At 46.1% G+C, this 14,970-nt stretch carries 15 protein-coding genes; 4 read left to right on the forward strand and 11 right to left on the reverse strand.

The genetic code is table 11. The features are described 5' to 3' along the window. Positions 1-8: 8 nt before the first annotated feature. The 3 genes from AACU28_RS08905 to glpX form a co-directional block, all read right to left on the reverse strand. The gene (locus AACU28_RS08905) at positions 9-356 is read right to left on the reverse strand and encodes a DUF3135 domain-containing protein (RefSeq protein ID WP_121602820.1); all 348 of its coding nucleotides are present in this window, start codon (positions 354-356) and stop codon (positions 9-11) included. Between the two features lie 102 nt (positions 357-458). Beyond that, entirely contained in the window at positions 459-1,079 is a 621-nt protein-coding gene (locus AACU28_RS08910; protein ID WP_004729698.1) for a helix-turn-helix transcriptional regulator, read from the reverse strand. Between the two features lie 162 nt (positions 1,080-1,241). Next, positions 1,242-2,249 carry a class II fructose-bisphosphatase gene (gene glpX / locus AACU28_RS08915; RefSeq protein ID WP_004729697.1) on the reverse strand — a complete coding sequence of 336 codons (1,008 nt, stop codon included), beginning with the start codon at positions 2,247-2,249 and terminating at the stop codon, positions 1,242-1,244. 324 nt (positions 2,250-2,573) lie between these two features. Between glpX and zapB the strand changes: the two genes are divergently transcribed. Then, a complete protein-coding gene (zapB, locus tag AACU28_RS08920; RefSeq protein WP_004729696.1) occupies positions 2,574-2,816 on the forward strand; it encodes a cell division protein ZapB in 243 nt (80 codons plus the stop codon). A gap of 112 nt (positions 2,817-2,928) precedes the next feature. Here zapB and rraA read toward each other — a convergent pair whose 3' ends face one another. From rraA to priA, 7 genes are all read right to left on the reverse strand, one after another. Then, on the reverse strand, positions 2,929-3,447 hold the full coding sequence (rraA, locus tag AACU28_RS08925) for a ribonuclease E activity regulator RraA (RefSeq protein WP_004729695.1): 519 nt from the start codon (positions 3,445-3,447) through the stop codon (positions 2,929-2,931). Positions 3,448-3,520: 73 nt separating this feature from the next. Continuing rightward, positions 3,521-4,438 carry a 1,4-dihydroxy-2-naphthoate polyprenyltransferase gene (locus AACU28_RS08930; RefSeq protein ID WP_102534358.1) on the reverse strand — a complete coding sequence of 306 codons (918 nt, stop codon included), beginning with the start codon at positions 4,436-4,438 and terminating at the stop codon, positions 3,521-3,523. Positions 4,439-4,593: 155 nt separating this feature from the next. Beyond that, positions 4,594-5,934 (reverse strand): HslU--HslV peptidase ATPase subunit, encoded by a 1,341-nt coding sequence (hslU, locus tag AACU28_RS08935; protein WP_017077598.1) that lies wholly within the window; start codon positions 5,932-5,934, stop codon positions 4,594-4,596. A 58-nt stretch (positions 5,935-5,992) separates the two neighbouring features. Next, entirely contained in the window at positions 5,993-6,541 is a 549-nt protein-coding gene (hslV, locus tag AACU28_RS08940) for an ATP-dependent protease subunit HslV (protein ID WP_004729692.1), read from the reverse strand. Between the two features lie 222 nt (positions 6,542-6,763). Then, on the reverse strand, positions 6,764-7,303 hold the full coding sequence (ftsN, locus tag AACU28_RS08945; RefSeq protein WP_029222060.1) for a cell division protein FtsN: 540 nt from the start codon (positions 7,301-7,303) through the stop codon (positions 6,764-6,766). Positions 7,304-7,425: 122 nt separating this feature from the next. After that, positions 7,426-8,430 (reverse strand): DNA-binding transcriptional regulator CytR, encoded by a 1,005-nt coding sequence (gene cytR, locus AACU28_RS08950; RefSeq protein WP_004729690.1) that lies wholly within the window; start codon positions 8,428-8,430, stop codon positions 7,426-7,428. 240 nt (positions 8,431-8,670) lie between these two features. Then, positions 8,671-10,872, reverse strand: a complete 2,202-nt coding sequence (gene priA, locus AACU28_RS08955; RefSeq protein WP_017083806.1) for a primosomal protein N' — start codon at positions 10,870-10,872, stop codon at positions 8,671-8,673. Positions 10,873-11,203: 331 nt separating this feature from the next. On the opposite strand from priA, the gene rpmE reads away from it, so the two are divergent. After that, positions 11,204-11,422 carry a 50S ribosomal protein L31 gene (gene rpmE, locus AACU28_RS08960; protein WP_004729688.1) on the forward strand — a complete coding sequence of 73 codons (219 nt, stop codon included), beginning with the start codon at positions 11,204-11,206 and terminating at the stop codon, positions 11,420-11,422. 332 nt (positions 11,423-11,754) lie between these two features. Then, on the forward strand, positions 11,755-13,044 hold the full coding sequence (locus AACU28_RS08965) for a malic enzyme-like NAD(P)-binding protein (protein WP_004729687.1): 1,290 nt from the start codon (positions 11,755-11,757) through the stop codon (positions 13,042-13,044). Between the two features lie 215 nt (positions 13,045-13,259). On the opposite strand, the gene metJ is transcribed toward AACU28_RS08965, so the two are convergent. Next, the gene (gene metJ / locus AACU28_RS08970) at positions 13,260-13,580 is read right to left on the reverse strand and encodes a met regulon transcriptional regulator MetJ (protein ID WP_004729686.1); all 321 of its coding nucleotides are present in this window, start codon (positions 13,578-13,580) and stop codon (positions 13,260-13,262) included. Positions 13,581-13,788: 208 nt separating this feature from the next. Between metJ and AACU28_RS08975 the strand changes: the two genes are divergently transcribed. Next, complete coding sequence (locus AACU28_RS08975) at positions 13,789-14,970, forward strand: O-succinylhomoserine (thiol)-lyase (protein ID WP_029222061.1); 1,182 nt, start codon at positions 13,789-13,791, stop codon at positions 14,968-14,970.

Here is a 14,970-nt window from a genome sequence, read left to right on the forward strand (position 1 = left end):
TTCAACGGCTAGTACATTTTTGGCTCTGTATTTGGCCTGAAAGGCACGACATTTTCACGCAGAGATTCTTCAAAATCGCAGCGGCCTTTGAGTGCATCTTGGAATTTACAGACCTGACAGCGCAGCTCTTGCATCAGAACAACATTAGCGTGATGTGGATTCTTGCAGCGGCTGACGACTAAATCGATATGACTTTGTTGAGCGCGAAGCCTGTTTTGCATGGTCTCTGAGGCTGAGCAAATCATCTGTTCGCACATCTCGTGTTTGAATTGATCGAATGCTTTCGGATCGCTTTTCGCGAGTTGGACTAGTTCATCAAAAGGGGGCAGTTTTTGATTGGGCTGTGGATGTGCCATGATTCCTTCCTTAGCATTAAGCATGTTTCATATGCTTTAAGCTTAAGAAAGAAATTTGTACAAATTTTAATCTATTGGTGTTTTCTCAATATTGAGACAGGATCAGTAACTTGGCGTTAAGGTATAAGTACAACGACGCTCGCCAGTAATGATGTGTTCAGTGCGGCTCACATGACATTCATCTTTGAGTAATTCTTTGAAAACATTGAGCTCAGATTGGCACAGGCTAGGGCAGCGAGTCGCAGCCTTGCAGATAGGGCAGTGGTTCTCGATCAAGATGTAGTGATCGTCATGCTCTTGAAGTTCAGCCATGTAGCCTTCGTCTTCACGCAGCTGGGTAAGTTTTTTAAGCTTGCTGATCAGCGAGTCACAATCAGACAGCGCGGTTTGATATTGCTTAAGAGTGTGTTGTTCGCGCTCGGCCGCAACCTTAGCTAACCCCTCTTTACCAAACAGGTTCTCGACAGCATCGATCACTTGAATGGTGAGTTCACCGTGTCGATCTGAAAATTGACCATGGCCTTGTTGAGTCAGTGACCAATGGCGAGTTGGGCGACCTACTTTTACTTTAACATCATGAAACGCAAGAATACCGTCATCTTCCAAACTTTGTAGGTGCTGTCTGGCACCCATTGTCGTCATGCCAAATTCTTCTGACAACTGTTTCGCGGTTACCGCGCCTTGACGCTTAATGGTCTGTAAGATTTTGTCGCTTGTTTTCATACTATCTCTACCTAATGAACCTTACTATTATGAGGCAAGGTGTTTATAAAGCAAACCATTTACTATGGCGTAGGTGAAATGCACAGGTTATTGATGGCCAATAAAACAAAAGGCTGATACTTGGTATCAGCCTTCGCGTGTTCTGTTGAACCTAGTTTAGGTTTACAGGATGTGACCAATCACTTCTGGGTCTTTACGTTCTAGATAGTGAATAGACTTGATGCGACGAATAGTACGGCAGCGACCACGGATAAGCAGTGTTTCTGTGGTTGCGATATTGCCTGTACGAGTGATGCCTTCTAGTAGGTCACCCTTAGTAATACCCGTTGCAGAGAACACAACGTTGTCGCTACGAGCCATGTCTTCCATCTTCAACACGATACCCGCCGTTACGCCCATTTCAGCACAACGCTCTAGTTCAAGCTCACCGTGTTTGCGGTTCTCTTCTGTATCGCCTTTTACTTCATGACGAGGAAGCAGACGTGCGTGCATGTCGCCGTCGAGTGCGCGAATAACCGCAGCCGAAACCACGCCTTCAGGCGCGCCGCCGATGCAGTACATTACGTCGACTTCACTGTCTGGCATACACGTGAGGATAGAAGCAGCAACATCACCATCTGGCACTGCGAATACACGAACACCCATTGCTTGCATGTCGGCAATCACTTGATCATGACGTGGCTTAGCCAGTGTGGTTACTACCAGCGTATCGAGTGTTTTACCTAGTGCTTTCGCAATGTTTTCTAGGTTTTCTGTCAGTGGTAGTTCTAGGTCAATCACGCCTTTTGCGCCAGGGCCAACAACCAATTTTTCCATGTACATGTCAGGTGCTTTTAGGAAGCTACCTTTTTCGCCTGCAGCCAATACAGCCAATGCATTTGATTGCCCCATTGCTGTCATGCGTGTCCCTTCAATTGGGTCAACGGCGATATCTACTGCATCACCGCCAATACCGACGTTTTCGCCGATGTATAGCATAGGTGCATCATCGATTTCACCTTCGCCGATAACGATCTCACCGCTAATTTCGGTTTTGTTCAGTAGGCTACGCATTACTTCTACAGCAGCGCCATCTGCAGCGTTTTTATCGCCGCGGCCAAGCCACTTGTAACCAGCTAGTGCTGCACCTTCAGTGACACGAGAGAATGACATTGCTAAATCGCGTTTCATGCGGACTCCAAAATTTTCAAAAGGGGAATAGAAATTTCGCGGCGAATTTTACCATATCCCAAAGGAAACGTTTGCCTTTTTGTTTTTTGGGGATTGCTCTTGATCAATTTGCGGGTGAAAACAGGTAATATTCATCAAAATAATCAGTCTGTTGTCGCGGTAGTAATAATTCACGTCAATATTCGGTAAAAAGCGCTGTTTTTTTCATCGAATGGCGCAAAATATCGAATATATTGAGTGTTTATCCTTGCTCTGCTGAGTAGAATGGGGAAATAAGTGGAGTAGACCTTCACCATCAAACGGATAACTTAAAGGTAGGCCAGAATGTCTTTTGAAGTACTAGAGCAGCTAGAAGCAAAAATTCAAACAGCAGTAGATACAATTGCACTTCTTCAAATGGAAGTGGAAGAGCTTAAAGAAGAGAAACAAGCACTAGCAACAGAAGCTGGTGAGCTTAAAGAAAGCCGTCACGAGCTAGAGCAAAAAACTCAGCAAATGCAGGAAGAGCATTCAGCGTGGCAAGATCGCATCCGTAACCTTCTTGGTAAAATGGATGACGTAGAGTAATTGACTCTTCAGATTTAAAAAAACGCCCGCTACTGAGTAGCGGGCGTTTTTGTTTGTATTCTTATACTTCGTGTTCTTATGGTTTGTTTTATTATTTGAAGCTGAGTGAGAGTTACTCGATCTCTTCTTCTTCAACATCCAGATCAAGCTCTACATCTAAAGGCTCTGCCGAAAGAATAATGCCGGTGTTGTCAGCGTAGAGGTAATCTTCCGGTAAGAAGGTCACGCTGCCAAAGTTGACCGGTACGTCCAATTCGCCGACACCTTCTTGGCTCGCACCAACAGGGATAGAAGCCAAAGCCTGAATACCAATGTTCATGTCTTCTAGCTCATCGACTTCACGAACACAGCCGTAAACCACAATACCTTCCCACTCATTGTCTTCGGCAAGTAGGGCAATCTCAGCATCGATCAGCGCTTTGCGTAGTGAGCCGCCACCATCGATTAACAACACACGTCCCAGACCATCTTGCTCTAATACGGAGCGAATCAAAGCATTGTCTTCAAAACACTTTAATGTCGTGATCTGTCCTGCGAAGGATGCACGTCCACCGAAGTTGCTGAACATGGGCTCCACGACATCAACTTGATCCAAATATATGTCGCACAGTGCTGAAGTGTTGTATTCCATTAGTATACCTTTTGAACAATGAGCTTACTTTGAGTATATCGGTGCTTGATCCCTTTGCAATGATTAGTCTCATTTAACTCAATAGAGTTTGAGCTACGACAACCCCTGCAAACAATAGGTTAGTGACCAGTGAGCATTTCACAATCACTGGCATCATTGGTGCAATCTGCGCTGGTTTTTCGGTTTCCCAAACGGCCTTGCCATGTTTGTAAACAATAATAATGCTCAGTAAAAACGGCAGGCTGATCCAGACCGGTTTTTCTTGAATCAGTAGGTAGATAGCGAAAGAAGCAAGGGCGAGTCCAAGCAGTGCAAAATGATAGTGTTTGGCTTTGCGTTGCCCTAGGCGAACCGCCATGGTGCGCTTACCACATTCACTGTCGTTCTCTATATCACGCATGTTGTTGATGTTGAGTACCGCAACCGCCATTAATCCACAGCCTAAGGCCGGAAGAAATAGGCTTGGTTCAACGTGACCAGTGTGTAGGAAGTATGTGCCTGAAACGCCTAACAAACCGAAGAAGATAAATACCGATAAGTCGCCAAGGCCAATATAACCATAAGGTTTATTGCCCACGGTGTAAGCGATGGCTGCAACAATGGCTAATACGCCTAACGCAATGAAAGATAAGATACTCTCAATCGAGGTTAAGGCATGAAAAATAAGAATCAGCCCAGCGAGCATGGTAAACACGATGTTGAGGATGATGGCTTGCTTCATGGTTTTCGCGGTCACCGCGCCGGATTGCATTGCGCGTGTTGGCCCCAGACGGTTTTCGTTGTCGGTGCCTTTTACTGCGTCGCCATAGTCATTGGCTAGGTTCGACAGGATTTGTAATAAGGTGGCAGTTAAAAAAGCCAGTAGGGCTATTGATAGAGAAAACTGACCGCCGGCGAACGCTAAACTACTTCCTGTAAGAATAGAGACGAGTGCGAGAGGCAGAGTTTTTGGTCGTGCGGCATCAAGCCAAATCAGTAGAGATTGTTTCATCGTAGGTCTATTTCTTTGTAAGTCTTCGTTTCAAACTGTGATTTGAGTATACGCCCATTTTTCGGGTAATAAAAAGCCCACTCGAAAGTGGGCCTTGAATTCGCTTATTAGCTGCTATTTCTTTGAGATAGAGCAATAAGTTGGAATTTTGTGTGCTACAGGATGAAGCGACTTAGGTCTTCGTCTTCTACGAGCTCGCCAAGCTTAGATATTACATAAGCTTCATCAATCAGCAATTTACTGCCTGCTCGGTCTGTTGCGTCAAATGAAATTTCATCCATTAGGCGCTCCATGACTGTGTGTAGACGACGCGCACCGATGTTTTCAGTGGTTTCGTTCACACGCCATGCTGCGTCTGCAATCTGGTTGATGCCATCTTCAGTGAACTCAATGCCGACATCTTCTGTTTTCATCAGGGCAATGTACTGCTCGGTCAGTGATGCCTTTGGCTCAGTAAGAATACGTTTGAAGTCATGTGCAGAAAGCGCTTCAAGTTCTACGCGGATTGGTAGACGACCTTGCAGTTCAGGGATCAGGTCAGATGGCTTAGCCACTTGGAAAGCACCTGATGTGATAAACAAGATGTGGTCAGTTTTAACCATGCCGTGCTTCGTTGATACTGTGCTGCCTTCGATTAGAGGCAGTAGGTCGCGCTGAACACCTTCACGAGATACGTCTGGGCCTGAGCTGTCGCCACGCTTACAGATTTTGTCGATCTCATCGATGAATACGATGCCGTTGTTTTCAGCGTTGAAGATTGCGCTCTCTTTTAGCTCTTCCTGGTTCACAAGCTTCGCAGCTTCTTCTTCAGTCAGTGCTTTGAATGCGTCTTTGATTTTCATCTTACGCTTTTTCTTGGTGTCGCCCGCTAGGTTTTGGAACATGCCTTGCAGCTGGTTGGTCATCTCTTCCATACCAGGAGGTGACATGATTTCAACGCCCATTTGCGGTGCCGCTACATCGACTTCGATCTCTTTGTCGTCTAGCTTACCTTCGCGCAGTTTCTTGCGGAAAATCTGGCGAGTGTTTGAAGAGGTGGTGTCTTCCGTTGACTGCTCGTTCTGACCCCAAGCATCGCGTGCTGGTGGTAGAAGGGCATCAAGAATACGTTCTTCAGCTTGCTCTTCAGCACGGTATTGTACTTTTTCCATCGCTTGTTGATGTGTCATCTTGATCGCAACGTCCGTTAGATCACGGATGATGGTCTCAACTTCTTTACCAACGTAGCCAACTTCGGTGAACTTAGTCGCTTCTACCTTGATGAACGGCGCATTAGCGAGTTTCGCTAGACGGCGAGCAATTTCAGTTTTACCCACACCCGTTGGGCCAATCATCAGGATGTTTTTTGGCGAAACCTCAACACGCAGGCTTTCTTCAAGCTGCATACGACGCCAGCGGTTACGTAGAGCGATAGCCACTGAACGCTTAGCGTTGTCTTGGCCGATAATGTGGCGATTGAGTTCGTGAACAATTTCGCGAGGAGTCATCTCAGACATGGTTTTTCCTTAATTCTTTAATCACTGTTGAATACAACGTTATTGATGGAAGCGGTCGTTACTCTGGCTTTGGCAGCTCAACGGTGCTTTCTAGTTCTTCAATAGTGTGGTGATGGTTGGTGAATACACAGATATCGCCAGCAATGTTCAGCGACTTTTCTGCGATTTCACGCGCATCTAAATCAGTATTTTCTAATAGTGCAGTCGCTGCTGCTTGAGCGAAGTTACCGCCCGAACCGATCGCAATCAGGTCGTTCTCTGGTTGAACGACGTCACCGTTACCAGTAATGATCAGTGAAGCGGTTTCATCCGCGACTGCTAGCAGTGCTTCTAATTTACGTAGAGCACGATCGCTACGCCAATCCTTCGCCAGCTCAACGGCAGCTTTGGTTAGGTGGCCTTGGTGCATTTGCAGTTTGCTTTCAAATTTTTCGAATAGCGTGAAAGCATCTGCCGTACCGCCAGCAAAACCTGCCAGTACTTTATTGTTGTATAGGCGACGTACTTTACGGGCATTGCCCTTCATTACAGTATTGCCTAGAGATACTTGTCCATCACCCGCGATGACGACTTTATTATTACGACGTACAGATACAATGGTAGTCACGAGTAGGGCCTCTTAATATTTCTTATCTTTGGGTATAAAAAGTATATGAGGATGGTGCTCGGATAATTCAAGGAAGGGCGAGTGATGTCGCGCAACTTATCGGCGGAAGTTGTAAGGAAAACTGACTAAAGGGAGTAAATAAAAGAAAACCTCCACAATGGGAGGCTTTCGGAGTTTGTTTTTCGGCTTTTGCTAAGATTAAGACTACGACTATCGCTAAATCTAATCGGTGTCTTTCCAAATAGCGCAAGGTTCGATTTTCGCCCGTTGCAGCTTATGGCGATCGCGCTCGGCGTCACGCTTCAACTTGTATGGTCCTAGAACCACACGGTACCAGCTACTGCCGTCTTTTTTACGGATTTCACTCGAGATACCTTGGAACGCAATATCTAACTTGCGCGTTTCTGCCTGTGCTGACGTTTTGTAAGCGCCACACTGCATCACGTAAGGGATCTTAGAGATCTCTTGTTCTTTGGCTTTAACTTCAATCTCGCGGCTTGGCAGCGTTTCAACGTAGTCCCACTTCTCTTCTGGAGGCGGTGGAATCACTTTCGCTGGTTTTGGCTTAGGTTTTGGTTTGGTAGCCACAGGTGTTGGTGCTGGCGGCTCAGGATCATTACTCAATAAGTAAAGTCCATAACCAAAACCACCGGCAAGGAGGATCGCCAAAAGACCACTGCGCCAAGGTTTACGGCGAGGGGCTTGTTTCTTGGTCGGTTTTTTCGTGCCACGACCGCGCTTTACATAATCTCTATTAGCCACAAGACAATTCAATAGTTGCTGATTCTGTCCTCATGGTAATCCAGATTGCGCGAGGATAATAGTGCAGAAATGGAAGCGGCACATCAAAATGTGCCGCAGATTTATAAGGGTATTTCTGAGGGTTACATTCGAGGTGGTGCGGTGCTGCCTCTAACGACTAATTTAGCTTCAAGCAGACGCGAACCTGCTTGCACATCGTTGCCCTTCAATAGATCAAGCATCATCAACATCGCTTGGCGTCCAATCTCATAACGAGGCTGAGAAATAGTGGTTAGCGGTGGATCGCAGTATTGAGCGAATTGGATGTCATCGAAGCCAACAATCGATAGGTCTTGAGGAACGCGTAAACCTAGCTTCTTCGCTTCTTGAATCGCACCAATCGCCATCGCATCGTTATGACAGAAGATCGCTGTAGGTTGTTCAGGAAGTGCTAGTAATTGACGAACCGCTTGCGCACCCGCTTCAAAGGTGAAATCGCCCACAGTGCTGTAAGCTGGGTTCATTGATACTCCAGCGCGGCGCAATGCTTGTTGGTAGCCTTGTTGACGGAACTTACACAGGGTTGCAGTCGTTGGTCCAGAGATCTGAGCGATGCGCTTATGACCTAACTGAGCGAGGTAATTCACGGCTTCAAATGCAGAGGTTAGGTTGTCGATGTGAACCGTTGGCAGTTCAAGCTCAGGTGCGAATTCACACGCCATAACCATTGGCGGTAAATTCTTTTGCTCAGGCTTACTGACATCAAACGGATGATCAGTGCCAAGCAGTAGCATACCGTCTGCTTGTTTTGTGAAGACCAAGTTAACAAATGAAGACTCACGCTTCTTTTGTTGACCACTGTCACCCAGTAGAACGAGGTAGTCATTCTCTACAGCGGCATCTTCGATACCACGAATGATTTCGGCGAAGTAAGGGTCACAGATATCAGGAACGATAGTGATGATGGTTTTTGATTCGTTGCGACGTAAATTTCTAGCTAATGTATTGGGTGAGTATCCAGCTTCAAGTACTGCTGTCTCAACTCGTTTACGAGTCGAAACCGAGACTTTTTCAGGGTTCATCAATGCACGTGATACCGTTGCGGTTGAGACGCCTGCTAGCTGGGCAACATCCTTCATTGTCGCCATAAATTAAACCCTCTTTTAAGTTCCTTTGTCGCCTAAGTATTTAAGGCGTGAATAATTAATACAATCGGATAGATATTATGAAAGTGTTGCTAACACTTTTTTTATTGCAATATTTTATTCGTTTCATCCGTGTAAAGTTACGGCTAGATTAACAAAAATCACATGACTAGTGTGAGGTTGCTCACGAGAAATATGAAATATTTGTGAACAAACTTATCATTAGTTTTAACCCAAGTAGGTTTAGCTCAAATCTTGCGGCTCAATATCGAGTGACCAACGGACTTTTTTCGCAGCAGGTAACATATTAATTGCCGGCTTGGCACTCATTAATAACTTCTGCATTAACGAACGAGTCTGAGTTTGTAGAATCAACTGCCAGCGTGATTTGCCCGCTCGCTTGGCCAGTGGCGCTGGGGTGGGGCCTAGAACCATGCAATATTGGTCAAACAAGGGGTGCGATTCTAATGTATGACGAACCTGACGCAAGAACTCTTCCACCAAACGTGTGTCATTGGCTTCCGCTCTAAACAGAGTCATAAAGGTATAAGGTGGCAGCATCGCTTGTTTACGCTCGGCCAATGCGGTTTGGGCAAAGTGGTTATAGTCTTTGTGCAGCAACGCTTGTAACAAGCCATGTTCTGGATGGTGAGTTTGTAAGATAACCTCACCCGGCTTACTGGCACGGCCTGCTCGACCGGCGACTTGAGTAAACAGTTGAGCCAACCGTTCAGAGGCGCGGAAGTCACTACTATATAAAGAGGCGTCCACATCCAATAACGCCACAAGTGTCACGTCAGGAAAGTGGTGACCTTTAGCAAGCATCTGTGTACCGATCAGTATTTGGTATTCACCCTTACGAATCGACTCTAACGCACTTTCTAAGCTGCCTTTGCGGCGGGTACTGTCTCGGTCAATACGAATGGTTTTGTATTCAGGGAATAGCTGACCAAGTTGAGCCTCTAACTGTTCGGTACCTACACCCACCGTCACCAAGTTAGCTGAACCACAGCCTTGGCAATTGTGCACGATATGCTGTTGCGAACCACAATGGTGGCAGCGCATTTCATTACTGTACTGGTGATAGGTGTAGTAGGCATCACAACGCTTACATTCGGCTGTCCAACCACAATCGTGACACATCAATGCGGGAGAGAACCCACGACGGTTGAGAAACAACATCACTTGGTTGCCTGCTTTGAGGTGTCTTTGCATTTCAGCAATCAAAGAAGCAGACAAGCCACTTTCTAGATATTCACCTTTAACATCCAACACCTTATTGGTGGTCGGCAGTGCGACACCCGCGCGTGAGGTCAGGGTGAGGTAACTGTATTTACCGATCTGTGCGTTGTGCAGCGTCTCAAAGGCCGGAGTCGCCGAGCCTAAGACCACCGGAATCTGCGCTTTATGAGCACGCATGATCGCTACATCACGAGCGTGGTAGCGTAGGCTATCTTGCTGCTTATAAGAGGCGTCGTGCTCTTCATCGACAATGATAATTCCCAGATCAGCGAAGGGGGTGAACAGAGCCGAGCGCGTACCAATCACAATGCCCGCTATTTTGTCTCGCGCTGATAACCAAGCATTCAGTCGTTCAGAATCGTTTAATCCAGAGTGAATCACCTCAACAGGCACATTAAAACGACGCTTAAAGCGATTAATCGTTTGTGGAGTGAGGCCTATTTCCGGTACCAAGACTAACGCTTGTTTACCTTGCTCGAGAATCGGCTTGATCATATTCAGGTAGACTTCGGTCTTACCTGAGCCGGTAACCCCCTCGAGCAAGAAGCAACTAAAATCGGTTTGGCTATTTACTGTCGCAATCGCGATCGCTTGTTCAGCATTGAGCTTCGGCTTGTCTTGTTCGTTTTCAAGTTCAACTGGCCACGGTTGGCGCTTTGGCTTTTTCTCTACCGACTCAATCCAACCTTTCTCTTCCAACGTCTTAAGCACCGCGCTCCCGACTTCCTCATCAATGAATTCTTGATGAGGAACAGGGCCGTGCTCAAGCATGTGCATCACTTTGGCTTGCTTAACCGCACGACCAAAGCCTTGCATCAGTTGATCTCTGCCTGATGGGGTCAATTGCCACTCGACAAGCGTTGCGAAGTCGGCAGCTTTGCCTTTTCGTAAAGCGCTTGGTAGAGCATTAGCCAAGGTTTCACCCAGTGGATACTGATAGAACTGGCTGCACCATACCAAGAGTGAGTAGACCGATTCTGGCCAAACAGGTTGGTTGTCTAATAAGGCTTTAATGGGCTTGAGCTTGTCTAGCTCGAATTCAGATTCGTTAACCAGAGCTGTAACAATACCTGTTAAGGTTTGTCGTCCAAAAGGCACAGAGACTCGTCCACCAATAATAGGGAATAGGTGGTTAGGAATCTTGTAATCGAACTGCTTGTCTAGTGGAACAGGCAGTGCCACGCGGGCAATCATTGGACGCATAAAGGGACAGCTTTATCTGAGTTGACGAGAGCGAACAGTCTAATGGATAAGGGCGTTAAATTCGAGGAGCAGTTTGGATGAGAGTATCGAGTTAACGCAGGAAGATAACGAGAGCCCGAAATTTCAGGCCGACAAAGGAAATAAAGAGGCTATTGGTGAAAAATGTATCAAATCAGTTGATCCTGCCTTATAGATTCATTACTATACTGCGCCTTAAAGGTATGGCTTTATCGCAGTTTAGTGATGCAGCGGTGTCTTTATTTTATTTTTTAACTACGTGTGGTGTACGGCTTAGAATCGTATAGCGACACGGCCTACTTGAGGTTATCCCATGAAAACTGGTATCCACCCAGAATACAAAGCAGTTTCTGCAACTTGTTCTTGCGGCAACACATTTGAGTTCAACTCAACGCTTGCAAAAGAATCTATCCACCTAGACGTATGTGACAAATGTCACCCATTCTACACTGGTAAGCAACGTATCGTAGATACTGGCGGCCGTGTTGATCGCTTCAACAAGCGTTTCGGTGCTCTTTCTAGCAAGAAGTAATTCTCGCTATTTAGACATAAAAAGGACACTTCGGTGTCCTTTTTTGTTGCCTGAAATTTAAGAAAACGCTGAATCTTATTCAGCTATCAACATATCGAAAACGACAGGCAACCTGCTTGAATTTTGTTTCATAACTTACACCCAACACTTCATTCTTGAAATCCGCTCGAAAGTTCAACAAGCGATAGTAATTTCAACTGCTCACTGGTCTTATTAGTAGTGAAATCTCGTTTTTTAATGAGACAGAGGCTTTAACCACCTAGGAACTTTGAAGTACATCTATTAACATGAACAAGATCCCCCAAATAATAATATCCTAGGAACCTACACCTATGTCTGAAGACAGCCGCCAAGATCAATCCTCTCAAGCGTTATCGCCTCAAGAACAATTCCGTCAGCAAGCTCTTGATTACCATGAGTTCCCAATTCCAGGCAAAATTGCCGTAGAACTGACGAAGCCTGCAAACTCTGCAGAAGACCTAGCACTTGCATACAGCCCAGGCGTGGCTGAGCCTGTTCGCGAGATCGCACAGAACGTTGATAACGTTTATAAGTACACAGGTAAAGGCAACATGGTTGCAGTTATCTCTAACGGTACAGCGATTCTTGGCCTAGGTAACCTTGGCCCTATTGCTTCTAAACCTGTTATGGAAGGTAAAGCGCTACTGTTTAAGCGTTTTGCTGGTTTAGATTCTATCGATATTGAAGTAAAACACCGCACAATCGATGAGTTCGTTGATACGGTTGCGAATATCGCAGATACATTCGGCGGTATTAACCTAGAAGACATCAAAGCACCTGACTGTTTTGAGATTGAGCGTCGCCTGATTGAGCGTTGTGATGTCCCTGTTTTCCACGATGACCAACACGGTACAGCGATTGTAACGGCTGCAGGTATGCTGAACGCGATTGAGCTTCAAGGTAAGAAGCTTGAAGAGTGTAAGATCGTTTGCTTGGGTGCTGGCGCAGCGGCGGTTGCTTGTATGGAACTGCTGATTAAGTGTGGCGCTCAGCGTGAGAAGATCTACATGCTTGACCGTAAAGGTGTGATCCACACTCGTCGTGAAGACTTGAATGAATACAAAGCGCTATTCGCAAATAATACGGACAAGCGCACGCTTGAAGATGTTATCGAAGGCGCTGACCTGTTCTTGGGCGTATCGGGTCCTAACCTGCTACCAGCTAAAGCACTCACGCTGATGGCTGATAAGCCTGTTGTGTTTGCATGTTCAAACCCAGATCCAGAGATCAAGCCAGAGCTTGCTCATGAAGTTCGTTCTGACCTTATCATGGGTACAGGGCGTAGCGATTACCCGAACCAAGTAAACAACGTACTTTGTTTCCCATTCATTTTCCGTGGTGCGCTTGATGTGCGTGCGAGCGAAATCAATGATGAGATGAAGCTGGCTGCGGTTAAAGCGATTCGTGAACTAGCGAAAGAAGAAGTTCCGGCTGAAGTACTCGCCGCTGCAGGTGAGACTGCACTGGAGTTTGGTAAAGGCTACATCATTCCTAAGCCAATGGATCCACGTCTACTTCCTCGCGTAGCAAAAGCGGTTGCAGTAGCGGCCGTTGAATCTGGCGTAGCTCGTATTGAGATGCCTGCTAACTATATGGCTTAATGCCTTAATGGCTTAATGGCTTAATAATTTAATAGCTTAATAGCTTAATAGCTGTTGCTCTATTGAGCGAAAAAGAATAATAAAAAACCGACTCATAGGAGTCGGTTTTTTTATGTCTATCATTCACAGAGCAGCTACCGATAACGTAGTGGGTGATGTGACAAATAAGGTTCAGCTATAGCGAATCAATATTGAAGGCAGTGACTGAGTTGTTTTTATTCTTCGTCAAACGCTTCGAATTCGATACCCATCTCTGTCATCAGCTTTTTCACTTCAGTCGGGATGTCGTCTGGACGGTCTTTACGGAGATCTTCATCCGTTGGCAGTGGTTGGCCTGTGTACGCATGTAGAAAGGCTTCGCACAGTAGCTCACTGTTTGTTGCATGGCGTAGGTTATTAATCTGGCGGCGAGTGCGCTCGTCAGTAAGAACCTTTAACACTTTTAGAGGGATAGAAACTGTAATTTTTTTTACTTGTTCGCTTTTCTTTCCATGCTCAGCATATGGGCTTATGTATTCACCATTCCAGTCGGCCATTGCGTACCTTCATCACTTTAGTTGTTAGAATAAATTAATAGTGGTGATTTTAGCGGGATTTACTGCCATAAGCAAAGACATATAGACGTCCAGAAGTGTTGACGTCTCACATTTATGAAAGTAAAGTGAATAACATATATCTAACACAGCCGCAGAATGCCGACAAGCCGCTGTGATTCTCAGACGCAAAACTTGTAAGGAAGCACCTATGAGCAGCCGGAAGCCAGCAACAATCGCAGTACGTACTGGTATCGAGTCAGACACGCAACACCATGCCGTTGTCCCACCTATTTATCTTTCGACTAACTATGGGTTTCCCGCTTTTGGTGAAGTGCCAAAGTACGATTACACCCGTTCTGGTAACCCAAATCGTGGTTTATTAGAAACGGCATTGTTTGAGCTTGAGTCTGGCAAAGGTGCAGTGGTGACTAACTGCGGTACTTCGGCACTTAACTTGTGGGTATCCGCTTTCTTAGGCGGTGATGATCTTATTATCGCACCACACGACTGCTACGGTGGTACTTACCGCCTGTTTAATACCCGCTCGTTAAAAGGTGACTTCAAAGTTTTGTTCGTTGATCAATCGGATCAAGCAGCGTTGGATGCGGCGATCGCGCTCAAGCCAAAGTTGATCTTAATAGAAACGCCATCGAACCCGTTGGTTCGTGTGGTTGATATTGCAGAGACTTGCCGTAAAGCGAAAGAGGTTGGTGCTCTGGTTGCTGTCGATAACACATTTTTGACGCCTGTGTTCCAAAAGCCTTTAGAGCTGGGTGCTGATTTTGTTATCCACTCAACCACCAAATACATCAACGGACACTCAGATGTTATTGGTGGCGTTGTCGTGACGAAAACTGAAGAGCACGCTGAAGAGCTTGCATGGTGGGGCAACTGTATTGGTGCGACCGGCACACCATTTGATAGTTACATGACTCTACGTGGTATTCGTACGCTAGGTGCGCGTATGCGTGTTCACGAAGAGAGTTCACGTGAAATTCTGACGGCTCTGCAACAACAAGATCTGGTGGGCACTATTTACCACCCAAGCCTTCCTGAACACCCGGGTCACGAGATCGCGAAGAAACAGCAGTTGGGCTTTGGTTCCATGTTGAGCTTTGAGTTTGCGGGCTCTTTTGAAGCACTTAAATATTTTGTAGATAAGTTAGAGCTATTTTCTTTGGCTGAATCACTGGGTGGGGTTGAAAGCCTGATTTGTCACCCTGCGTCGATGACTCACCGTGCGATGGGCGAAGAAGCATTGGCAGAAGCGGGTGTTTCTCAACAATTACTGCGCCTTTCTGTTGGCCTTGAAGATGCGGAAGACCTAATCGACGATCTCAAGCAAGCGTTTGAAAAAACACAACGCTTTATTGCTGAAGGGGAGGTTTAA

This window comes from Vibrio sp. SBT000027, from assembly GCF_963894355.1.
GTDB classification, from domain to species: Bacteria; Pseudomonadota; Gammaproteobacteria; order Enterobacterales; family Vibrionaceae; genus Vibrio; species Vibrio splendidus.

Bases quoted from the DNA above. Each gene is read 5' to 3' on its own strand.
- hslU (WP_017077598.1), bottom strand. From the start codon at position 5,934: ATGTCTGAGATGACTCCTCGCGAAATTGTTCACGAACTCAATCGCCAC.
- AACU28_RS08905 (WP_121602820.1), bottom strand. From the start codon at position 356: ATGGCACATCCACAGCCCAATCAAAAACTGCCCCCTTTTGATGAACTA.
- metJ (WP_004729686.1), bottom strand. From the start codon at position 13,580: ATGGCCGACTGGAATGGTGAATACATAAGCCCATATGCTGAGCATGGA.
- rraA (WP_004729695.1), bottom strand. From the start codon at position 3,447: ATGGAATACAACACTTCAGCACTGTGCGACATATATTTGGATCAAGTT.
- glpX (WP_004729697.1), bottom strand. From the start codon at position 2,249: ATGAAACGCGATTTAGCAATGTCATTCTCTCGTGTCACTGAAGGTGCA.
- zapB (WP_004729696.1), top strand. From the start codon at position 2,574: ATGTCTTTTGAAGTACTAGAGCAGCTAGAAGCAAAAATTCAAACAGCA.
- cytR (WP_004729690.1), bottom strand. From the start codon at position 8,430: ATGGCGACAATGAAGGATGTTGCCCAGCTAGCAGGCGTCTCAACCGCA.
- priA (WP_017083806.1), bottom strand. From the start codon at position 10,872: ATGCGTCCAATGATTGCCCGCGTGGCACTGCCTGTTCCACTAGACAAG.
- AACU28_RS08965 (WP_004729687.1), top strand. From the start codon at position 11,755: ATGTCTGAAGACAGCCGCCAAGATCAATCCTCTCAAGCGTTATCGCCT.
- rpmE (WP_004729688.1), top strand. From the start codon at position 11,204: ATGAAAACTGGTATCCACCCAGAATACAAAGCAGTTTCTGCAACTTGT.
- AACU28_RS08930 (WP_102534358.1), bottom strand. From the start codon at position 4,438: ATGAAACAATCTCTACTGATTTGGCTTGATGCCGCACGACCAAAAACT.
- AACU28_RS08910 (WP_004729698.1), bottom strand. From the start codon at position 1,079: ATGAAAACAAGCGACAAAATCTTACAGACCATTAAGCGTCAAGGCGCG.
- AACU28_RS08975 (WP_029222061.1), top strand. From the start codon at position 13,789: ATGAGCAGCCGGAAGCCAGCAACAATCGCAGTACGTACTGGTATCGAG.